Origin of the sequence: Arthrobacter sp. 3Tela_A (assembly GCF_049311025.1) — a bacterium.
Lineage (GTDB): Bacteria > Actinomycetota > Actinomycetes > Actinomycetales > Micrococcaceae > Arthrobacter_B.
Genome location: NZ_JAXIOM010000036.1, coordinates 19,297 through 39,485, shown reverse-complemented (window position 1 = coordinate 39,485; position 20,189 = coordinate 19,297). Strand labels below are relative to the sequence as shown.

The following is a 20,189-nucleotide window of genomic DNA, read 5'->3' as shown; positions in this document are numbered from 1 at the left end:
CGCGCCCGGGCGGCGTCCGCGTGCGCGGGCCGCTTTTGTATGTCAGCGGGAACTTGGCAGATGAGAGTTGTGAGCTAGCTGCGAGCCGACGTGTGTGTCAGTCGGGGTCCCCGACGAGCTCCGGCTCTGGTTTGGTCTTCGCTGCTGCGGTTGCCGCCTGCTGTTCGAGCGTCTGGACCTCGCCGGGGCGCGGGCGCAGCACGGTGACCGCTAGTATGGCGATGACCGTGGTAGCGATGGCGGCTCCGTAGAGCCAGGTCTGGATTCCTTCGATGCCGTAGACGATGCCGCCCGTCGAGCTTGGCCCGATGTAGGGCGCCATCATAGTGAACATAACGACAGGGGCTACTGCACCCAAGCCTGATTGGACGAGCTGAACGGTGCCGGCGACGGAGGCCTGCTCGCCCGCAGGCGACGCCTGCATAACGACGTTGGGCAGTGATGACTGGAGCATGCCGGTTGCCAGACCGGTGACGAGGGCACCCATTGTCACCAGGACCTGTGTGTCGTTGAATGTGGCAAGCAGAACCGCGGCGACTCCGTAAAGCAGAACCCCTGTCACCAAAAATGCGCGCGGGGAACGGCCCCGCGAGACGAGCCATCCGAGCGTGATGCCCGTAAGTGCCGAGACGAAAGACATGGGCGTTGCAATTTGCGCATACTGGACGGGCGTCAGCCCGAGACCATACGTCTCGCCATCGACGCGCAGAGTAAGCGCGAGCAACGGGATGAGCTGGGCGACCGTGGCTGCCATCGCATATCCGAATCCGGCAAGGAGGGCGGCAGAAAGGATCGAGCGGCGTGCGAACAGGCTGACGTTGATGATTGGTTCTTCGACGCGGCGTGATCGCAGGAGCGCGGCGGTAAACAATGCTGCGCCACCGATAAGGAAGGACAACGCGAAGAGGGACCCCCACCCATAGCCGCGGCCGAGGCTCACATAGATGAGCATGCCGGCAACGCCGAAGGACAGGAAGAACGCTCCGATAACGTCGGGGCGTGTTTTCTTGCGCAGCTTTGATTCGGGGACGAACACTGCCACCAGGAACAGCATCGCAAAGGTCCAGACCACGTCGAACATGAACATGCCCCGCCAGCCGAATTGAGCCAGCAGAATACCGACGATGATCGGGGTGATAAGACTAAAAACTCCCATGCCGGTGATGGTGAGGCTCGCTGCGAAGGCCGCGGGCTTGGGCGGAAAGATGTCGCGGAGCAGCGAGTAGGTGAGCGACATCGTTGCCAGGATCACGCCCTGGAATACCCGGCCCACGATGAGCACGCCGAACGTCGGAGCCAGCACACAAATGACAGTGCCGACGCCGGAGATGGCCATCGCGGTCATCAGTATGCGTTTTTTACCGTAAAGATCGGCGCATTTTCCGAGCAGTGGTGCGGCAACCGCACCTGCCAGAATGTAGCCCGACGCCAGCCATCCGCCCTGGTCTGTGGGGAACTCTTCCAGAATGCTCGGCAGGGCAATCGAAATCATGATCGCACCCAGCGCGACCGCTTCGAGGGTAAGGGCAAGCAGCAGGGTCGTGAGAACCATGCTCTTTGTCCAGCCACCTGTTGATGAGCGGCGCGGCCCGGGCATCGGGCCTCCCGCCGTGGAGCTGATCGTGCTCATGTGGATTCCTTCGCCATTGAGGGACTCGAGAGTTGGCCGGCCGGGAAAGGGCCGGGTTTTTATTCGGATCAAAAAGTTGTTCCGTTGCGCATGCTAACAAGCCTGACCGCCGCCCACAAGACCTCATAAGCGGGATACGGACCAAACTTTTGTTCTGCAAAGAGCCTGTCCCTGTCGCCGAAACGGCGCCCGCCGACGGGCTCACCACGCTCCGGGACACCTCCCTTGCCGTTGGACTCGGAGCAAGCCGATTTCGACAAGGGAGGTGCCCCTGTCAGTCGTGCTCCTCGACGAGCTCCTTTTCTGTTCTAGCCTTGGCAGCTGCGGTTGCCGCCTGCTGTTCGAGCGTCTGCACCTCGCCGGGGCGCGGACGCCACACGGTACCCGCAAGCAGGAGAAGAATCGCAATGAGTCCGGCAGACCCGTACAACCAGATGTGGAAACCCTCTTCGCCGTAAACGATGCCGCCTGACGCCGTCTGGCCGATGTACGGTGCCATCAGAGTGAACATAACGACGGGCGCAATAGCACCTAGTCCTGTCTGCACGAGTTGCACCGTGCCGGCAACAGAGGCTTGATCACCTGCAGGAGAAGCCTGGATGACGACGTTGGGCAGCGACGCGTTGACCATACCGCCGGCGAGGCCCGCGACGAGGGCGCCGGTCGTCAACAGGAGCTGCGTGTCATTTGTCGTGGCGAGCAGGAGCGCGGAGGTCCCCCACAGCACCATGCCGAGCACCATGAACATGCGCGGTGATCGGCCACGCGCAACAAGCCACCCGAGAACGAAGCCGGCAAGTGCCGCCATGAGCGCTTTCGGGGTTTCGATCTGGGCATATTGGACAGTACTCAACCCGAGACCGTAAGTCATACCGTCCTCACGCCGGGTGAGAGCGAGCAACGGGATAAGCTGGCCGATCGTGGCCGACATCGCATAGCCAACGCCCCCGAGGACAGCTGCGAAGATGACAGCGCGGCGTGCGAACAGGCTCACATTGATGATCGGCTCGGCGACGCGGCGCGAACGGATCAGCGCGGCGGCAAACAAGGCTGCGCCGCCAATGAGGAAGGACAGCGCCAGGATGGATCCCCACCCGTAGCTCCGGCCAAGACTCACGTAAATGAGCATGCCGGCGACGCCGAAGGCGAGAAGGAAGGCCCCGATCGCGTCAGGACGCGCTTTCTTGCGCAGCGGGGACTCGGGGACGAAAACCGCTACAAGCAACAGCATCCCAAAGGTCCAGATGACGTCGAACATGAACATGCCCCGCCAGCCGAACTGTGCGATGAGCCACCCGATGAGGATCGGGGTGGCGATGCCGAAGAAGCCCATGCCCGTAACGGTGAGGCTCGCTGCGAAGGCTGCGGGCTTGGGTGGGAAGATGTCTCGGATCAGCGAGTAGGTGAGCGACAGCGTCGCGAGAATCACGCCCTGGAAAACCCGGCCCACAATGAGCAGGCCGAACGTCGGGGCCAGAACGCAGATGACCGTGCCGACACCGGAGATGGCCATCGTGATTATGAGGATGCGCTTCTTGCCATAGAGATCTGCGCATTTTCCGAGCAGAGGTGCGGCTACCGCGCCGGCCAGGTAATACGCCGAGGGCAGCCAACCGCCCTGGTCGGTGGGGAACTCTTCCAGGATGCTCGGCAGCGCGACCGAGATCATGATCGCTCCGATGGCGACCGCTTCCAGGGTGAGGGCCAGCAGCAGGGTTGTGAGAACCATGCTCTTTGTCCAGCCATCTGATGAGGGGCGCGGCCCTGGCATCGGACCTCCCGCCGTGGATCTGATCATACTCATGTGGATTCCTTCGCCATTGAGGGACACAATGCTGACCGGCAGGGGGCCGGCACCCATGGAGAGACCAGAAACATAAGATCAAAACTTTGCTCCGTTGCGCATGCTAGCAAGCCGTCCCCTCCTCCACAAGGCTTCCAAAGCAACTGTGGACCAAACTTTTGTTCGGTGGTAGTAAAGACCGTGTGACCCAGACTCGAATGAAACCAGACCGCGCCGAACTCCGCCGTTTGCGCCGAGCCGGGAGCGCGGCGCGAAGAAGCAGGACGGGCCTCCTGCCACGGCGGGCCCCGGCTGGCCTCATCGTGGCTATCCTGGGCCTGGCCGGCATGGTTGGCTCCTTCATGCATTCGATCCTGATCCCGATTCAGGCGGAGCTGCCGGAACTGCTGGGGGCAGCGCGGGAAGAAACGGCCTGGGTAATCACGATCACGATCCTCACGTCCTGTATCTGCACCCCCATCTCCGGCCGGCTGGGTGACATGTTCGGCAAACGCCGCGTCATCCTCATCCTCCTCGGCCTGCTCGTGGCGGGATCCCTGCTGTGCACCCTCTCATTCAGCATCGTGCCGATGATTCTCGGGCGCGCACTGCAGGGCATGGGGATGGGAGTTATTCCCATCGGAATCGCACTCCTGCGAGACACCGTGCCCGCCGCGAGACTGGGCTCAGCGATCGCTCTGGTGAGCGCGACGATGGGAGTGGGGGCCGCCGTCGGCTTGCCCGTGGCGGCCTTCATCACCTCCGTCGGCGACTGGCATCTGCTGTTTGCTGTCGCAACCGCATTGGGTACCCTGACATTCATCCTGTGCGCCCTGTTCCTGCCCCAGAGCCGACCAGACGAACGCGGCCGCGTAGACCTCACCGGGGCGGTGGGACTCGCGGTGTGGCTGACCGCACTCCTGCTCTTTCTCTCGAAAGGAAACGAGTGGGGGTGGGCCTCACCCTGGACCCTTGTCTGCGCCGCGTCCGCCGTTGTTGTGCTGTCGGCCTGGATCTGGCACCAATGGACCAGGTCCGACCCGCTCGTCGACGTGCGGGTGAGTGTTCGACGCCCCGTTCTCCTAACCAACATTGCATCTACCGCGATGGGTTTTGCGATGTTCGTCCCGAGCATCGCCTTTCCCCAGATCCTCACGCTTCCGTCCGCGTCGGGCGGCCTCGGCCTCCCGCTCCTCGCGGCAGGCCTCATCCTGATGCCTTCCGGACTGGCCATGCTCGTGTTGTCTCCGTTGGCCGGACGGATCATCGACCGCCTCGGGCCCAAACCCCTTCTGGTCGCCGGCAGCGTCATCCTTGCCGTGTCCTATGTCATTGCGCTGCTCGTTCCGGCCACGGGATGGGCCATCGCCCTCGTGATGACCGTGGTCGGCATCGGTATCGGTCTCGGCTACGCCGCAATGCCGTCACTCATTATGCAGGCTGTCCCGGTCACCGAAACGGCAGCCGCCAACGGGCTCAACACACTTCTCCGTGCCTTGGGCACAGCGGCCGCGTCGGCCATCGTTGCCAGCGTGCTCGCTCACTCGGCCGCTGAGTCGAGCACCGGCGATCCGACGGACGGCGGCTTCCGCTTGGCTCTGCTGCTCGGCGGTGCGGGCGCGATCATCAGTATCGTTCTCGCCATCGCCGTTCCAGGCAGAGGGAAGCCACGGGGGGCTGTCCGGGCGGAAAGCACAAAGACCTCTTGAGTTTGGCGTATTTTAGCCAAGCTCAAGAGGTCTTTTGCGGTCACCGGACCGGCCCGTAATTCGGGCATCCCCGCCGCTATGTGCCGGCGCGGGCGCCCCGCTGCCTCCGGCCTTCGCGCCCGGGACCCGTCCCTGCCCCATCTCCGGCACCCATTGCGTGGCGCGCGGCGATGAACCCGAAGATCATCGTATTGGCGATGCTGGCTCCTGCTCCCAGGTAATGGCGGCCCATCACCGTGGCGGTACCGTTTCCTGTCGCGTAGAGCCCCGGGACCGGCCCGTCCTCGGCAATGACCCGTCCGAACTCGTCCGTGAGGAATCCGCCGCACGTTCCCACGTCGGACGGGTAGATCGGGAAGGCATAGAAGGGACCTTTGTCGAGCGGGCCGACTGCCGGATTCGGTATGCGGCGGTTGGGATCACCCAGGCAGTGGTTGTACTCGGACTCTCCGCGTCCAAACTGGGGGTCTTTGCCTTCGCTTGCGTACGTGTTGAAACGCGCCACCTGTTCGTGCAGCCCCGCCGCGTCGATGCCGCACTTGGCCGCCAGCTCCGACAGTGTGGAAGCCTGCTTGAACTCCGAAGATGCGAGCCACTCTTTCGGCAATCGGCCGAAGAACAAGCTGCGTGTGTGTGCGTAGGCACGGCGGTACCCGTCATCGAAGATAAGCCACGCCGGCACCGCTGCGGTTGTCTTGTTCCGGGCGAACATCGCCTTTCCGAGCTCTACGTACGAGTTCGATTCGTTGGCAAAGCGCTTGCCGTCAGCTCCGACGATGATGGTCCGGGGTCGATTACGCGCTGCAGACAGCGTCCCCCCGGACAGCGCACGCGGCGGGCCGGGGAGCCACCATGCCTCATCCATGAAATCTGTCTTGGCACCGAGCTTGAGCGTCGCGGCCACGGTGTCCCCGGTATCCCCGGGATTGGCGATGGACCATGACGGATCCGGAAGCTGGGTTCCGCCGAATTCCTCGCGCAGTTCGGGATTGTGCGCAAATCCACCCGCCGCAACCACAACTCCCCGGCGTGCACGAACCGTCCGAACGGTGTCTCCGGCCCGCAGGCGCACCCCGGTAACAACACCGTCTTCAACCACATACTCCTCGAATGCTGTTCCCGTGCGCACCTCCACACCCCGGTCCAGGCACATCTTCAGGACGGAGGCGACGAGGGCCGTGCCGTTGGTGAGGACCGGCCTCTTCATCAGCGAGGAACGCCAGGTACGCAGCTGCACGCGCGCGGCGATGACAAAAGACCGGAGCGATCTGTTGACGTACTGCACGTCGCGCAGCTCGTTGGTCATGACATTCATGCCCAGCCCCATCGCCATGCCGGGCTGAACACGCGGCAGCCACTCGCCGAGCTGGCGGCCGTCATAAGGCAGCGGCTCAATCGACCGGCCAATTGCGCTGCCGCCGGGCCGGTTCGAGTAGTAGTCACTGTAGTTCTCACACCGGGTGAAACGTGCGCCCCGCTCTTCCAGGAAGCGAACCATCTCACGTCCCTCGCTGATAAACGCCTCACGGCGCTCCGGCGAGGAAGCCGGACCAACCTCGCCAACGGTCTCTGCGAAGTAGCGCAGCCCATCTTCATCGCTGTCCGCGACGCCGTCCCGCTGCATAAGCGGATTGTTCGGGAGCCAGACAACTCCCCCGGACATTGCGGTGGAGCCGCCGATCAAATCACGCTTCTCCACGACAAGCGCACTGCCGCCGGCTTCCCGCGCCGCGAGGCCGGCAACCAGCCCGCCTCCGCCGCTGCCAATAACGACGACGTCGAACTCCTCATCCCAGGTCGCCCCGCTCATGAGACCAGCTCGATGCGTCCGATTTCACTGCCAACTGCGTAGGTTTCATCTTCGGACGCTTCGCCGTACCGCAGGATGCCGCTGGCGGCGGCCTCGACGTCGGTCGAAGCCTTTTCGGTTTCGATGCTGTAAATCGCTTCGCCCTCAGCCACGGCGGTGCCGTCACCGACGAGCCATCCGACGAAGACGACTTCTTCGGTCGCCATGGAGACTTTGGGAATCGCCACCGATATTTCAGACATGTACTGCTCCCATCGCTGTTCTTGCTGCATGTACGATCCCGTCGACGCCGAGTGTCACGGCAAACTCAGATGCCCTCGCGGGTATTGGCGTGAACTGGGCCCCGACGCGCTGAACCGGTTCGGCGAGTACTCCAAAGAGCTTGGCCGAGATCTGTGCAGCGACCTCGGCACCGGGCCCGGCGAACGTCGTGGCGTTGTGCGCGATCACGGCGCGGCGTGTCCGGCCGACCGATTCGAGCACGGTGTCCATGTCCAGGGGCAGGAGCGAGCGCAGGTCCAGAACCTCGGCGTCAATGCCCTCCTCGGCTAGCTGCTGGGCCGCTTGCATGGTGGCGGCTGTAGCCAAACCGTAGGTAATGAGCGTGACGTCGGTGCCCGGACGCAGCGTCGCGGCCTTGCCGATCGGTACGCGATGACCGTCGCCGACGGGCACCTCCCCCTTCAGGCCATACAGACGCGATGCCTCGATGACGAGCACCGGATCGGGGTCGAAGATGGCCTCAAGCAGCAGCCCCTTGGCGTCAGCCGCATTGCTGGGGAAGACCACCTTCATGCCGGGGACGTGCATAAACCAGGCTTCGAGTGACTGTGAGTGCGTCCCGCCTGATCCCGTGCCGGCGAAGACCGCCGTGCGCACAGTGAGGGGGCACGTGGTGCGCCCGCCGGACATGTACCGGACCTTCGCCGCATGGTTGACCATCTGGTCCATGGCAATGCCGATGAAGTCCATGATCATGATCTCGGCGACCGGCTTGAACCCTTCCATGGCCGCACCGACTGCCGCGCCCACAATGGCTGCCTCGGAAATCGGAGTGTTCATCACCCGGTCCTCGCCGAAGGCGGTCGAGAGGCCCCGCGTGACGGCGTTGACACCGGCAGCGGGATCGGCGAGGTCTTCGCCAAGGAGGAAAACGGAGGGGTCGGTGCGCAAGGCTTCTTCTAGGGCTTCATTGAGCGCCTCGCGGATGGAGATGACACGTGTCTCAGTCATGGGTGACCACCAATTCGTTTGCGTAGACGTCGGTGCGGATCTCATCGACACCAGGGGCAGGTGCCGCAAGCGCCGTCTTGAGTGCTGCTTCGACCTCGGCAGCAGCTTCGGCGCGGATCGCGTCGATTTCTTCCTGGCTGACGCCGTTCTCGACGAGGTAGCGCGGGAAGGTGAGCATCGGGTCCAGCTCACGCTGGTGTGCCAATTGCTCTTCCGGGATGTACTTTCCCAAGTCGCCGGCATAGTGGCCTTCGAAACGGAACGTGACTGCCTCGACCAGGGTTGGACCGCCCCCCGAGCGGGCACGCTCAACGGCCTCGCGCAGCGCCGCTACCATCGCCACTGGATCGTTCCCGTCGACGGTGACTCCGGGCATGCCCAGACCCTTGGCACGGTCAGCAACGTGCGGGATCGCCATGGTGTCTTCAACCGGCGTCATTTCCGCATAAAGGTTGTTCTGGCAGAGGAAGATGACGGGCAGATTCCAGACTGCGGCGAGATTGGCGCCCTCGTGGAACGAGCCGGTGTTGGTGGCTCCGTCACCGAAAGTGACGACGGTGACCCGGTCGGATCCCTGCTTGACGGCGGCCAGGGCCGCGCCAACGGCTATCGGAATGCCCGAGCCCACAATGCCCGTGGTCAGCAGCACGCCGTGTTCTGGGTCTGCGATGTGCATGGTGCCCCCTTTGCCTCGGGAGGCGCCGACGGCAGTGCCCATTACTTCGCCGATGATCTCGGTAAGCGGCACGCCCTTGGCCACATGGTCATGCAGTCCGCGGTAGGTCGTGATCAGCCGGTCATCCTGGCGCAGGACGTGCCCCATCGCCGCGGACACCGCTTCCTGGCCCCGCGAGGGCCAGATCACTGTGGCAAGCTCACCCCGCTTGATCCCGGAGACGATGCGGGTGTCCAGTGCTTCTTCTCGTGCCATTGACCGCCATAGACTCCGCAGCGCCGCGGGGTCCAGGACGGAGGCGGTGTTCTCGACAGCCTCGGTTGTTGCGCTCATGTTTCACTCCTTTCGAAATCCTGCATGTTGTTGTCTTCACTTTCAGCCTTGCGAACGCCCCGTTTCTCCAGGACGAGCGAGTCACCCCTGCACCGCAGCTGACACGCCAGACGGACAAGGCTGTCGCTTGCCAGGGGACCCGGCATCTTCATGCGCACGGCGTCGAGTTCATCTTCTTCGGCAGGCAGGGCGTCGCCTTCACCGCCCACGATCTTGGTAAAGCAGCTCATGCAGTCGAGCTGTCCCCAGCACTGCGTGGGCCAGACGAAGCCCTGGCGCCAGGCTGCTTCAGCGACAGACTCGTAGGATTCGACCTCGAGATCGATGCCGGCCGGCAGGATCTTCACCCGAGCCATCGGTGACTGCCTTCCATGCCACGGGTCATTCGCCGATCCTCATCTCATCGGGGCGGGGTTCGGCCCTATCGGATTCGAACCTCGCCCGCCAGGACGCTTCGGCGTCGGGGCCTTCCAGCGCTGCAATCCTCGACTCAAGCACGCTCACGATTTCCAGCAGCCCGAAGACAGCCTTGCGCAACACCAACTCATCTGAACGGTTAATGCGGGTTCGGTCGATGTCGGTGAGTTTGGCAGCAAGGGCACCCGTAAAGGGTGCTCCCTCCTCCAGTAAGACGTCCTGGACAGTGTTCGCGGTGAACACCCCCGTCAGAGCTCCGCTGCCAGGCGCCGGTCAAGCTCCTGGTGCATATTGGCGATCGTGACCTCCCACTCGGAGGACAGCGTTGTCTGACCCAGCGACACGTTCTTGATGCCGCGCTGCATACGCTCCAGGTTGGCGAAGTCCTGGCGCGGGATGAGACCCCAGTGGTCGTCATCGTCCTTGTCATAGCGGCCGCTCAGGGTGAGGCGCCCGTTGTCCTGGCCCTCGGGGTAAGTCGTGAGCGACCACACCTCGAACCGGCACCAGTCCGGGTCATCGTTGTAGGGCCGCACCCGGTAGACGAGGCAGTTGGTGTACATCGGGAGCATCAGGTAATTCGGAAAAAGGTGGATGTCCCCGCCCCACATCTTGAGGACCTCGGGGGTCAGCGCGGGGGCGGCGATGCCTGCTCCCGCCCAGAAAGCGAACAGCGCCTGAAGTGCCTTTTGTGTGTACTCCGGGGTACTGGTGTCCATGTCCCCGGCGACCGATTCGAAGATCGTGACATCCCGCTCGAGCGTCATCGCGTCCTGGCCCTTGAAAAGGTTCCGCGCCGACTCGAGGAAATCCGCCTTGCCTCCGTAGCTGGACCGTGCATCACCGCTCTGGAAACGTCCATGACCGTTGATAAACGGGGTGTACGAGACGTTCTGTTTGTTCTCTTCACTTTCAGCATCACCGGTGTACGTGTAGAGCTGCGGGTGGGTCTGCTTCACATGCCACCCCTCGAAGAACGCTTCCTGGGCAAGCTTCCAGTTGCAGTTGATGATCGCTTCTTTCCACCACTTCGCCCGCATGTTCTGCACGCCGTTGCGTTCAAGGATGTTGGCTGCGGGGAACAAGGCTTCCATCAGCGGCGGGGCGTCCAGGTCCATGTTGATCCAGACCATTCCGGCCCACGTTTGGCACTGTGCCTCCCGGAGCCTGATGTCGTTCGGATCGATCGTGGCCGGGTCAAACCCTTCGCGGCCGAACACATGGCTGATCGACCCGTCAGTCTTCCACCGCCACCCGTGGAACGGGCAGACAATCTGGTTGCCGGGGAAGCGTCCGCAGCCTTTGCCCAGCTCCGTGGCACGGTGACGGCAGGCGTTGTGCAATGCCTTGATGCTGCCGTCGGGCTGGCGCACGATCAGCAGTGACTGACCGACGATCTCGTATTCCACGAAATCTCCCGGATTCGGAATCTCCTCTTCCCGGGCGGCCATTTGCCAAACTTTGGGCCAAAGGTGTTTCTTCTCCAGCTCGAAGAATTCCCGCGAATAGTAACGCTCCGCGGGAACGTGCAATGAGTCCACCATGTGGTGGGGCACTTTCGAATTGACTTCGTCCCCGTTGGGGCCGGAGGCGAGGGCGGATTCGATATCATCCGCGGGAAGATGCTCGGTGACAGTGCTCATCGTTGAACCTCTCATTGGACCTAACCCCCGGCGCTTTACCGAAGGACCTTATCGCAAGACCAAATATTTGCTCACACCCTAGGGGAAGGGATGGCATCCCACAAGAGCATCAGGCGTTGCCCGGGCGGTCGTCCCTGGGCCACATTGCGTCAGGACGGCCCGACCGCGACATACCCGCCCCGCCGCCGAGCAGGTCCGGATGGGCATCGTCGAGGTCAGCGATCGCGTGGGCCGGACAGTCGAGGATCGCCCGGCGTACGCCGGCTTCATCTTCGGGCGCAACTTCATTGCCCTTGCGCAGCGAGGGATACCCCCAGTCATCCAGAGAGAACATCCCCGGCGCGTGCAGCGCGCAGGTGCCGAAGCCATCGCAGACGGTTCTGTCGAGTTTGATGCGCATTAACGTCACTCCTCACTGTCCGACCCAGAACGGCGGCGGAACATTGTCGCCAGCGGCAGTGCACAGGACGCACACGCCGTCGAGATGGGATGCCACGAGCTCCGGAAACTCACGCAGCAGTGTCGCCGCCGCATTGGTCGCGCCGTCGAGCGTGCCACAGGCACCCCGGCCGCGCAGGTCGTGTGTCCAGTGCCGCAGACGATCCAGGTCCTCTTGGCTGGTCCGTCCCAGACGCAGTCCGTCGACAACGGCGGCCATCGCGGATGTCCCGTTGAAGCACGAGCCGCACTGGCCTGCATTGTGTACGGCGAAGTAGCCCAGGACTCCTGCGGCAACTGTGACCGGGCAGGTGCTTTCATCGAGCACACCAATGGCTCCACACCCAAGGCCGCTTCCAGCCACCGCCACTGAGCTGTAGTCCAGCGCGACATCGAGCATCTGTGCCGAGGCGAGCCCGGCGAAATAACCGCCCATCAAAAGACCGCTGACACCGCCGTCGTACCCACGCCAGGCGAGGACATCGCGCAGCGTTACCCCGAAGGGCACCTCGGCCAGCACAGTTTCTCCCGGCGTTGTCAGCGTCATCAGGAACGATCCCGTTGAGTCATCGGTGCCGGCCATCCGGTACCAGACACCACCGTGTGAATGGATCAGCGGCAAATTGCTCAGCGTCTCCACATTGCTGATCTGCGTGGGACGATCATCGACACCCCGCTCAAACGGACGCGGAGGCTTGTCCGACGGGAGCGCTGGACCCCCGTTGAGTGAGCGCACCGCGGCAGTCTCCTCTCCCGCCACGTAAGCAGGTTCAACGCGGTGCACCCCGACTGCCAGCTCGTTCCAGCCCTCCGAGTTGAACTCGCCAAGTGCCCGTTCAATGCTGTCGGCGGCTGCGGGATCCGAGACGTACACATACGCCTGCTGGGCACCGATCATCGCTGCAGCCAGCCGCACCCCGTCCAGGACCAGGTGCGGCCGGTGCCGCATGAGCCACTTGTCTTTAACGGAGGACGGTTCGCCCTCTTCACCATTGGCCACAAGGATCGGAGTCGCGGCACCTCCACGCACCGTGAGGATCTTGCGGGCGAGGGGGAAAGCGGCACCTCCCCGGCCGCGGAGACCTGCCGCCGCAACCTGGTCGAGCAGCGCTGCCGGATCCCGCAGCGGCGCGTAACCGCCGCCGCCGAGATATTCATCGATACCTTCTACTCCCCCGGCGTTAAGCAGCCGGGGAGCAAGGCCCGGGTAGCGGTCTGTTGGTATCGTCCGCGCACTTTCGGCTGTGGCACTCATGCGGTGATCACCACTTGATCGCCATCAATCCGCACCGGATAGGTGCGGATGCTCCACTCCGGCTTCACCGCCGTCGTCCCCGTTGCCAGCTCAAAGCCCCACTGGTGCCACGGGCAGTAGATAAATTCGCCGTCCCGTGTTTCGCGTGCACCGCCGGGGCGCGATTCGTCGGCTACGTTGGTGCCGCGGGTGCGCCCGACGCACAGCGGGCCGCCCTCATGCGGGCAGTAATTTGCGATCGCATAAAACGAGCCCCGCACGTTGTAGACCCCCACGCCGTAGCGGCCTATAGGCACAACTTTGTGCTCTCCCGGCGGGATCTCGTCGACCGTGGCAACGACGTGTTCTCGGCCGCGGGCCAGTTCGCTGCCCGTCATCAGAAGGCCTTCACCTGTCCAGAGACGGCCGGCACCTGCGAGGGGAGGCCAAAGAGGTCCAGGGCGTTCTGGTACATTACGGCATCACGCATCTGAGCGGGGAGATGCTTGGCCAGCCATCGCGGCTCGTCGAAAGTCCAGTGCGGATAATCCGATGAAAAGAGCATCATCTTCTCCGCCTGCATCCACTCGAAGGCGCGGGTCAGCTCGAGTTTATTTTCGGGGTAGTCCAGGGGCTGCGTCGTGAACCAGATGTTGTCCCGCACGTACTGGGACGGCTCCTTGCTCAGGCCGGTCTCATTGCCCCGGGCCGCATGGATGGAGTCCATGCGCCACATGAGCGGGAGGATCCAGCTGAAGGCGTGTTCAATAAACACGATCTGCAGGGTCGGGAACCGCTCGAAAACACCGTCGAAGATGAGGCTCATGACCTGGTTGGCCGCCAGCATAGAGTACGTCACCATGAAGTCGTGGTTGTAGGTCATGAAACCTACGGGGCTCATCGGCAGGAGATTGTGTTTGCCGCGGCTTAGATGGCAGGCCACCGGAATGTTGTGCTTTACGGCTGCCGCCCAGATGGGGTCGTACATCGGGTGCCCCCAGGAAGGGCGGGGTTCGGCGTTGATGAGGATCTGCTTGAACTTTTCGTGGCCTGCCCAGTGCTCGATCTCGCGTGCCGCGCGTTCAGGCTCGGTGATGTTGGCACAGATGGAACCGAAAAAGCGTCCGTGCCAGTTGTCTTCTTTATTGAGCCAGGCGGATTCCTGCCAAAGGTTGGTGGCCGCCGACATGGCGGATACTTCTTCGTCGGTGTCACCCTGACCGCCGGTCGTCGGGCCAAGCATGATGAGGTCCGACCCCGAATCGAGCACAAGCTGCTGAAATGCCAGCGCGGGGTCGGAGCAGGCGAACTCTCCGTCATCAGGGAAGCTATCCACGCGCATCGCCTTGGAGTGGTGGTAATCCGGCGGGTCATAGTAAAGGCCGTTCTCTGCCCCCTGTGCCTTCAGCTTCACTTCGCGGGCGATCTTCGGATCGAGGAACTCCATGAGGGCACCGCGGCGCGGCGTGGGATGCACGTCGCAGTCCACAACGCGCACCGGGGTCGTCTCCGTTGACGTCTCCGGCATCTCGATTTGGGTCATTTCACTTCTCCTTCGTCGGTTCCACGTTCGCTGGTTCTCCGTACGGTGGTCATACGCCCGCCGTAATGCTGATGCCGTACAGCTCAGCAGCGTTTCGCCAGAGCACTTTCTCCTGCTGCTCCGGTGTCCAAGCCGACGGCAGCGATTCAACGGTGGCCGTCTGCCAGTCGGGGTAGCTCGAACCGAACATGAGCATGTCTTCCTTGCCCGTCATCTGCAGCCACTCCGAGGCGTAACCGACGTCGCCGGGGCCGTCGAGCGCGCCGTTGACGAACCAGACGTGTCCAGACAGATAGTCGCTGGGCATCTTCGGCGCCCAGGGAGTTTGTTCGAGGTGCGGCCGGCCAAACGTGTCCATCCGCCAGATCATCGGAGTGAGCATGTCAGCTGCACCGTCAGCAAAAACGATCTTCAGTTCCGGGAACTCTTCGAAGACGCCTTCGGCGATCATGTTCATGAGGTGGAACACGAAGTTCAGCGGCTGAAACCCCACAAGCTGCTGGTACGTCCGCGTGATGCCGTTCGGCGTGGGCGGATGAGTGATCCCCATTCCCATCTCGTTGTGGATAGCGATCGGCAATCCGGCCTCAACCGCGGCACGCCACAGCGGTTTGTAGTGCGGCCTGCCGTACGGTGCCTGCGTCTGCATCGGCAAACCGATCTGCACAATTTTGGGGTGGGCCGACCACCGGCGGATCTCCCGCACCGCACTGTCGATGTCGTTCGGGTTCACACGAATGGTGCCCAGGAACTGGTCTGCATAGGTGCCTGAGTCGAGCCACCGTTCCACGAGCATACGGTTGGTCGCCTCGTGGATAGCTGACTCCAGGTGCCAGTCGGGCAGGACACCGACGGTCATCGGATGCAGGATCGCGAGGTCAAAACCCTTCTCGCCGAAGAGCGTCCTGCCGACGAACTCGGGATCGGATCCGGCGTGCGCGTCGGGGCGGGGCTGCGATCCCCGCACGTAGCGGTTGCCGAGTTGGAGGCTGTGAGTGACATCCGGGGTGGGAAAACCACGACTGGCCCACGGCTCACCCAGATACTCACGCAGCTCGGCATCGGAGGCGAAAAACACATGCACACTGGCGTCAATACGAAGGCCAGTGCCGGCTTCAGGGGAGATGGAATCGATCATGTGGACCAAACTATTGCTCCGATGACTGTTCCGCAAGACCTTTCCAGTACTCATTTGCTGCCCCGTCCATAAAGTCGAGGAACGTCGGCACCGCATCCATCCACGGATCGAAGATGCTGCCATGACCGGCGTCGCGGGCTGCCTGCGCCCGTTCCCAGGCATCCTCCGGCCACGGCGGGTCAATCAAGGTCGAACCGCTGATGAGCGAGTGCACTTCAAACGATGTGCGCTTTGGATGGTCAATGTCATTCTCGCCGCCGCGCACAATCAGGGTCGGCACCGCAATGCTGCGCATCTGCTGATCGGTAACACCGGGAATGGACTCGGTCGCCTTCGGGACGTATGCCTCAAGCCAGCGCCACATGACCCGCTCGAATTCCTCCGCTCCGATTTCGCGCAGGCGCCGGGCATTGCGCGGATTCACCTCAACCAGGTCAGCCCAGCTGCCCGCGGGACCCCGCTGCTTGAGCACCCCTTCGATTCCGCTGCGGCGAACAGTGCGAATCTCATTCATCACGTAGACACCCGCCAGGCTCATTGATGAGAAGGCGCCCCCGACTATCGACCACACCACGAGCTTTCTCACCAGCTCGGGGTACTCAATCGCAAAAACGATGGAGTCGCGGGCGCCTCCTGAACCACCTAAGGCGAAAACGGGCCCAAGGCCCAGTTCACGCACCATGGCAGCGAGGGTTTCGGCGCGCATGTGTGATTCGGTGGCCCCGTACAGCTGCACATCCGAACGTCCTGTGTTTGGCCGGTCCCAGATCAGCACGCGCTTGCCAGCCGACGCCAGCTTTTCGGCGAAAGGACGCACGCCCGGGTAATCCTTGCTGAAGCGCCCCCCCGGTGTCACGGTGACGACGTCGCCGCCCTCCTCGCCGAGGAGCTCATACTCGACAACTCCGCCGTTTACTTCAATCTGCGCCATTGCAGCGACCTTTCACTCGGACTCGGAACACCTTGCGAGTGAATCTAATTGTTGCTCCGCAATCGCGCAATGGTAGCCGCCCGGCCTTTGGCCGGGGATAATGAACGAATGGAGACGCCACAGGAGGCCATCAGTGCGGGGGTGAAATCCGGCAGCCGCACCGACGAGATCCGGCAGGCGGCCGCGAAGCTGTTCGAGGCCCGCGGCTACTCATCAACCACGATCACCGACATCGCGGACGCAGCCGGCATTCTGCCGGGGAGCCTGTACTACCATTTTGAATCCAAGGAGGCTGTTGCCCTGGAGATCGTCGCGGACTTTGAACGCGACGCAGCTGAGCTAGCCTCGACACTCTCTGAACGCATTGAAGAATCTGGCGCCGGCAGCGCACGGGCGCAGTTGACGCGAACGGCAGAAGCCATTGCCGAACTGTCTGCACGAAACCACGCAGCACTCCGCATCACCGCTTATGCCGCACCCGCCACAGCCACAGAGCGGTTTCATGAGGCCCGCGAGTCAGCCACGACCAGCCTGGCCCAGGTGTGGGAGCGTCTGGTCGGCGATCTTGTCCCCGAAGCCTCCGACAGCCAGGACATCGGCCTGCTTCGCTTCGCCCTGGACAATCTGACTCTCAATGTCTCCCTCAATTTGGCAGAAACGGCCCGCCCCGGATCCGTCGCCGGACTAAACATCGCGATGCTGCTCGACGGCATCGCCCTGGATGTCCCGGGAGACGAAGACCTCGACCGCTCCGCGGCCATGGTTGCGGCCCGAGACGCTATAGCCGCCTGGGGACCGTCCTATGAGCCAGCGGAGCCGAACAGCCGTGAGCACATTGTGGCTGCGGCACGGGTCGAGTTTGCCCGACGGGGATTCGACGCAACCACGGTGCGCGACTTAGCCGAGGCTGCACAGGTAGGGATGGCCACCCTCTACCGCCGCGTCACCTCGAAAGATGAACTCCTCAGAGACATCCTCGGCGCCTACGACGCACACTTCGACGCTGCAGTGCGGGCTGCTCTAACTGCAGGCGGTTCGGCTGTGGAGTCACTCGATGCCCTCGCCTTTGTCCTGATCAGCGCCAAACGCAGGTTCCGGCTGGAGTCCGAAATTGTCAAGCTTTCCAACCCCCGCACAGCTCCCGCCCCCGTGGCGCTGGAATCGTACTGGGCTAGCACCGGAGCGCGTCTGCGCCTGCTCGAATCCATGCTGGAGCGCGGCATCCGGGAAGCATCTATCCGTCCATTGGCCGCGCCCGCCGAAATGGGCCCGCAGATCCGTTTCATCTGCTGGGTGCCATATCAGGATCTCGCGCGAGCAACTCCCGAGCGCGCGCACCGGTTCCTGCGTAATTCGATGCTTCGGGGATTCCTTACCCCGCGTTGAGTCCCGCCGTCAGCTCGATGCGCACTTCAGCGTTCAGCGCTGCCTCCATGGCCGTGTGCAGCCGGCTCTCGGGAACCCGCCGCATGTCAGCGGCCGAGACCATGACTGTAACGACGTCGCCGTCGTCGCGAATTTCCCTTTGGACCCGCCCAACAAGGTCAAACCGGGCCAGCACAGACTCGGCATCGGCGTCGGTGCCGCGGCTTATATACGTCACAGGCCCGAGCCGTGCCGACACACCGAATGCCTCTTCGCATAAGCCAACGGCATCCTCCGGTGTCCATTGCTGGGCCTCGTCGCGCAGCAGGGAAATCTCACTCAGCACCTCCTCGCTGGCAACTGCCGTGTACTCAACGAGGGGGATGCCGCGCTCACGCAAAAGCGCCACACCCCCCTCGAAAACACCAGGTTCAACAGGGGACGCGAAGTGGATGCGGAAGACGGCGGTAGGCATGGCGTCATGGTAGCGAGAACTGGCTCTGGAGCAAACTGTTGTTCTGCTGTAGGCTGACCGGATTCCTCCCAATGACGCGAAGGAGTCCACAGTGGACAGCACGACTTTCTCCGGCGTAATGCTGGTTGCTACAACGCCAAAACCTGGTGTCGGCGAGGCAGAGTTCAACGCCTGGTACGACATCCACGTCGCCGAGATCCGGGAGCAGGTGCCGGGCATCGAGGGTGTCGAACGCTTTCGCACTGATGCCGGCGAAGGTCAGGCCCCCCGCTATCTCACTGTCTACCGGATCTCCCGTCCCGCTCCGGCGATCCTGGCAGACATCCGTGGTGCGGACCTGACCGATTCAAGCCCTGTGCTGGACATGGGCGGCAACCCTCCCGTCATCACTTCATACGAAGCTCTCAGGTGAGATGAACCCATGACGACGCGCATTGAACTCGACGCCCCCAAGTGCGTGGCATCCGGCTTGTGCGTTATGGCCGCACCCGATGTTTTCGACCAGCGCGAGGACGACGGAATCGCGATCGTGCTCGTCGAGGAGCCGGCCGGCGACTCCCTTCCCGGCGTCCGTGAGGCTGTGTCGCTCTGCCCCGCGGCAGCGCTGCGCCTGGTCGCTGGATGACCCGCATCGTCATCGTCGGGGCCGGCGCTGCAGGCCTGGCAGCCGCGGAAGAATTGCGGAGGTCAAGGTTCGACGGCACCATCACGCTGGTTGGCGAAGAACAGTATGTCCCCTATGACCGTCCTCCGTTGTCAAAGCAGGCGCTGGAGGATTCATGGGATAACGCGCGGCTGCGGCTTCGGGCCGACGCGGACCTGGCTGCACTGGATGCCGACTTTCGGCCTGGACGGCGCGCGGTTGCCGCCGACGCTGCACAGCGCACCGTCACCGTGGACGGCGGGGAAGAGCTCTCCTATGACGGTCTCGTCATCGCCACGGGCGTCGTACCGGTGCCTCTGCCGGGCGTCGATTCGTCGACGCTGCGCGGCCTGGACGACGCTTCCCGCCTGCGTTCGCGGTTGCAGCCCGGGGCACACGTCGTCATCATTGGCGCCGGTTTTCTCGGAACTGAACTGGCCGCAGCTGCTGTTAAACGGGGATGCCGGGTGACATTGCTGGACCGCGGAGGCAGCCTCCTGGCGCGGCTTGGCGAACCAGTCTCCCGCCACGTCGCCTCCCTGCATGCAGCGCAGGGCGTCGAAGTGCGCTCCGGAGTGCGCGTAACCCATGCCGATGCCTCCGGAGCCGCGCTAGCGGACGGCACCTGGCTGCCGGCCGACGTCGTGATCGGCTGTGTCGGTTCGGTTGCGGCAACAGCTTGGCTCGAAGGCAGCGGTGTACCGGTGGATAACGGCGTCCTCTGCGCCGCAGATTGCTCTGCGGCACCGGGGGTCGTTGCAGCCGGGGACGTCGCGCGGTGGTTCAACCCAGCGTATGGGTCGCTGATGCGGGTCGAGCACCGCACCAACGCCACCCAGCAGGGGGCGCACGCTGCGCGCACACTCCTGGCCAACCTGGACGGCGGCCACGGCATCGCGTTTGTTTCGGTGCCATATGCCTGGTCGCACCAGTTCGACACCCGCATCCAAATCCACGGGCTGACTGTCCAAGGTGCGGACACCGAGGTTGTTGCCGGTGCAGAAGCCGATGGCAGCTTCATCCTCGCCCACCGCGTACAGGACCGGCTTGTTGGCATTATCGGCGTCAATGCCCCGATGCGGGAGGTACGCCGCTGGCAGCAGCTGGTGCATGCGGAGGCCGCACTCGCAGCTGCCTCCGGCGTCGCACCGCCCGTCTCCCTGGTGAGATGACGGCGCACGGGTGCCG

21 protein-coding genes are annotated in these 20,189 nt (G+C 63.4%); 5 read left to right on the top strand and 16 right to left on the bottom strand.

Going from position 1 to position 20,189, the window contains the following annotated elements; all coding sequences use genetic code 11:
- Positions 1–97 precede the first annotated feature (97 nt).
- Positions 98–1,630, bottom strand: coding sequence for an MFS transporter (locus TVC13_RS11610; RefSeq protein ID WP_422401355.1), 1,533 nt, complete (start codon positions 1,628–1,630; stop codon positions 98–100).
- A gap of 274 nt (positions 1,631–1,904) precedes the next feature.
- Complete coding sequence (locus TVC13_RS11605) at positions 1,905–3,359, bottom strand: MFS transporter (RefSeq protein ID WP_422401354.1); 1,455 nt, start codon at positions 3,357–3,359, stop codon at positions 1,905–1,907.
- Positions 3,360–3,736: 377 nt separating this feature from the next.
- On the opposite strand from TVC13_RS11605, the gene TVC13_RS11600 reads away from it, so the two are divergent.
- Positions 3,737–5,122: an MFS transporter gene (locus tag TVC13_RS11600; protein WP_422401353.1), complete on the top strand. Its 1,386-nt coding sequence runs from the start codon at positions 3,737–3,739 to the stop codon at positions 5,120–5,122.
- Between the two features lie 76 nt (positions 5,123–5,198).
- Here TVC13_RS11600 and TVC13_RS11595 read toward each other — a convergent pair whose 3' ends face one another.
- From TVC13_RS11595 to TVC13_RS11535, 13 genes are all read right to left on the bottom strand, one after another.
- Entirely contained in the window at positions 5,199–6,932 is a 1,734-nt protein-coding gene (locus tag TVC13_RS11595; RefSeq protein ID WP_422401352.1) for an FAD-dependent oxidoreductase, read from the bottom strand.
- Positions 6,929–7,174, bottom strand: coding sequence for a biotin/lipoyl-containing protein (locus TVC13_RS11590; RefSeq protein WP_422401351.1), 246 nt, complete (start codon positions 7,172–7,174; stop codon positions 6,929–6,931). Before TVC13_RS11590 ends, TVC13_RS11595 begins: the two co-directional genes overlap by 4 nt.
- Positions 7,167–8,165: an alpha-ketoacid dehydrogenase subunit beta gene (locus tag TVC13_RS11585; RefSeq protein WP_422401350.1), complete on the bottom strand. Its 999-nt coding sequence runs from the start codon at positions 8,163–8,165 to the stop codon at positions 7,167–7,169. Before TVC13_RS11585 ends, TVC13_RS11590 begins: the two co-directional genes overlap by 8 nt.
- Positions 8,158–9,174: a thiamine pyrophosphate-dependent dehydrogenase E1 component subunit alpha gene (locus TVC13_RS11580; RefSeq protein ID WP_422401349.1), complete on the bottom strand. Its 1,017-nt coding sequence runs from the start codon at positions 9,172–9,174 to the stop codon at positions 8,158–8,160. Before TVC13_RS11580 ends, TVC13_RS11585 begins: the two co-directional genes overlap by 8 nt.
- Positions 9,171–9,530, bottom strand: coding sequence for a 2Fe-2S iron-sulfur cluster-binding protein (locus TVC13_RS11575; RefSeq protein ID WP_422401348.1), 360 nt, complete (start codon positions 9,528–9,530; stop codon positions 9,171–9,173). The genes TVC13_RS11580 and TVC13_RS11575 overlap by 4 nt, the downstream gene beginning before the upstream one ends.
- 25 nt (positions 9,531–9,555) lie before the next feature.
- A complete protein-coding gene (locus tag TVC13_RS11570) occupies positions 9,556–9,714 on the bottom strand; it encodes a hypothetical protein (protein WP_422401347.1) in 159 nt (52 codons plus the stop codon).
- Positions 9,715–9,839: 125 nt separating this feature from the next.
- Positions 9,840–11,234 (bottom strand): aromatic ring-hydroxylating oxygenase subunit alpha, encoded by a 1,395-nt coding sequence (locus TVC13_RS11565; protein ID WP_422401346.1) that lies wholly within the window; start codon positions 11,232–11,234, stop codon positions 9,840–9,842.
- Between the two features lie 109 nt (positions 11,235–11,343).
- Positions 11,344–11,634 carry a ferredoxin gene (locus tag TVC13_RS11560; RefSeq protein WP_422401345.1) on the bottom strand — a complete coding sequence of 97 codons (291 nt, stop codon included), beginning with the start codon at positions 11,632–11,634 and terminating at the stop codon, positions 11,344–11,346.
- Positions 11,635–11,646: 12 nt separating this feature from the next.
- Positions 11,647–12,927, bottom strand: coding sequence for an NADH-ubiquinone oxidoreductase-F iron-sulfur binding region domain-containing protein (locus TVC13_RS11555; protein ID WP_422401344.1), 1,281 nt, complete (start codon positions 12,925–12,927; stop codon positions 11,647–11,649).
- On the bottom strand, positions 12,924–13,304 hold the full coding sequence (locus TVC13_RS11550; protein WP_422401343.1) for a Rieske (2Fe-2S) protein: 381 nt from the start codon (positions 13,302–13,304) through the stop codon (positions 12,924–12,926). Before TVC13_RS11550 ends, TVC13_RS11555 begins: the two co-directional genes overlap by 4 nt.
- Positions 13,304–14,449, bottom strand: a complete 1,146-nt coding sequence (locus tag TVC13_RS11545; protein ID WP_422401342.1) for an amidohydrolase family protein — start codon at positions 14,447–14,449, stop codon at positions 13,304–13,306. The genes TVC13_RS11550 and TVC13_RS11545 overlap by 1 nt, the downstream gene beginning before the upstream one ends.
- Before the next feature lie 49 nt (positions 14,450–14,498).
- Complete coding sequence (locus TVC13_RS11540; protein ID WP_422401341.1) at positions 14,499–15,587, bottom strand: amidohydrolase family protein; 1,089 nt, start codon at positions 15,585–15,587, stop codon at positions 14,499–14,501.
- A gap of 10 nt (positions 15,588–15,597) precedes the next feature.
- Positions 15,598–16,518: an alpha/beta fold hydrolase gene (locus TVC13_RS11535; RefSeq protein WP_422401340.1), complete on the bottom strand. Its 921-nt coding sequence runs from the start codon at positions 16,516–16,518 to the stop codon at positions 15,598–15,600.
- Between the two features lie 108 nt (positions 16,519–16,626).
- On the opposite strand from TVC13_RS11535, the gene TVC13_RS11530 reads away from it, so the two are divergent.
- On the top strand, positions 16,627–17,904 hold the full coding sequence (locus tag TVC13_RS11530; protein WP_422401339.1) for a TetR family transcriptional regulator: 1,278 nt from the start codon (positions 16,627–16,629) through the stop codon (positions 17,902–17,904).
- Here the strand turns inward: TVC13_RS11530 and TVC13_RS11525 are convergent.
- Positions 17,891–18,358, bottom strand: a complete 468-nt coding sequence (locus TVC13_RS11525; protein WP_422401338.1) for a hypothetical protein — start codon at positions 18,356–18,358, stop codon at positions 17,891–17,893. The genes TVC13_RS11530 and TVC13_RS11525 overlap by 14 nt on opposite strands.
- 91 nt (positions 18,359–18,449) lie before the next feature.
- On the opposite strand from TVC13_RS11525, the gene TVC13_RS11520 reads away from it, so the two are divergent.
- From TVC13_RS11520 to TVC13_RS11510, 3 genes are read left to right on the top strand one after another with little or no spacing between them, the layout of a single operon-like run.
- Positions 18,450–18,770: a hypothetical protein gene (locus tag TVC13_RS11520; RefSeq protein WP_422401337.1), complete on the top strand. Its 321-nt coding sequence runs from the start codon at positions 18,450–18,452 to the stop codon at positions 18,768–18,770.
- Positions 18,771–18,779: 9 nt separating this feature from the next.
- Positions 18,780–18,983: a ferredoxin gene (locus TVC13_RS11515; RefSeq protein WP_422401336.1), complete on the top strand. Its 204-nt coding sequence runs from the start codon at positions 18,780–18,782 to the stop codon at positions 18,981–18,983.
- Positions 18,980–20,173: an NAD(P)/FAD-dependent oxidoreductase gene (locus TVC13_RS11510; protein WP_422401335.1), complete on the top strand. Its 1,194-nt coding sequence runs from the start codon at positions 18,980–18,982 to the stop codon at positions 20,171–20,173. The genes TVC13_RS11515 and TVC13_RS11510 overlap by 4 nt, the downstream gene beginning before the upstream one ends.
- The last annotated feature ends 16 nt before the right edge of the window (positions 20,174–20,189 follow it).

Coding starts and splice junctions, on each gene's coding strand:
- TVC13_RS11555 (WP_422401344.1), bottom strand. CDS start 12,927: ATGAGTGCCACAGCCGAAAGTGCGCGGACGATACCAACAGACCGCTAC.
- TVC13_RS11605 (WP_422401354.1), bottom strand. CDS start 3,359: ATGGTTCTCACAACCCTGCTGCTGGCCCTCACCCTGGAAGCGGTCGCC.
- TVC13_RS11530 (WP_422401339.1), top strand. CDS start 16,627: ATGGAGACGCCACAGGAGGCCATCAGTGCGGGGGTGAAATCCGGCAGC.
- TVC13_RS11580 (WP_422401349.1), bottom strand. CDS start 9,174: ATGAGCGCAACAACCGAGGCTGTCGAGAACACCGCCTCCGTCCTGGAC.
- TVC13_RS11540 (WP_422401341.1), bottom strand. CDS start 15,587: ATGATCGATTCCATCTCCCCTGAAGCCGGCACTGGCCTTCGTATTGAC.
- TVC13_RS11515 (WP_422401336.1), top strand. CDS start 18,780: ATGACGACGCGCATTGAACTCGACGCCCCCAAGTGCGTGGCATCCGGC.
- TVC13_RS11510 (WP_422401335.1), top strand. CDS start 18,980: ATGACCCGCATCGTCATCGTCGGGGCCGGCGCTGCAGGCCTGGCAGCC.
- TVC13_RS11610 (WP_422401355.1), bottom strand. CDS start 1,630: ATGAGCACGATCAGCTCCACGGCGGGAGGCCCGATGCCCGGGCCGCGC.
- TVC13_RS11525 (WP_422401338.1), bottom strand. CDS start 18,358: ATGCCTACCGCCGTCTTCCGCATCCACTTCGCGTCCCCTGTTGAACCT.
- TVC13_RS11550 (WP_422401343.1), bottom strand. CDS start 13,304: ATGACGGGCAGCGAACTGGCCCGCGGCCGAGAACACGTCGTTGCCACG.
- TVC13_RS11595 (WP_422401352.1), bottom strand. CDS start 6,932: ATGAGCGGGGCGACCTGGGATGAGGAGTTCGACGTCGTCGTTATTGGC.
- TVC13_RS11545 (WP_422401342.1), bottom strand. CDS start 14,449: ATGACCCAAATCGAGATGCCGGAGACGTCAACGGAGACGACCCCGGTG.
- TVC13_RS11590 (WP_422401351.1), bottom strand. CDS start 7,174: ATGTCTGAAATATCGGTGGCGATTCCCAAAGTCTCCATGGCGACCGAA.
- TVC13_RS11585 (WP_422401350.1), bottom strand. CDS start 8,165: ATGACTGAGACACGTGTCATCTCCATCCGCGAGGCGCTCAATGAAGCC.
- TVC13_RS11575 (WP_422401348.1), bottom strand. CDS start 9,530: ATGGCTCGGGTGAAGATCCTGCCGGCCGGCATCGATCTCGAGGTCGAA.
- TVC13_RS11560 (WP_422401345.1), bottom strand. CDS start 11,634: ATGCGCATCAAACTCGACAGAACCGTCTGCGATGGCTTCGGCACCTGC.
- TVC13_RS11535 (WP_422401340.1), bottom strand. CDS start 16,518: ATGGCGCAGATTGAAGTAAACGGCGGAGTTGTCGAGTATGAGCTCCTC.
- TVC13_RS11565 (WP_422401346.1), bottom strand. CDS start 11,234: ATGAGCACTGTCACCGAGCATCTTCCCGCGGATGATATCGAATCCGCC.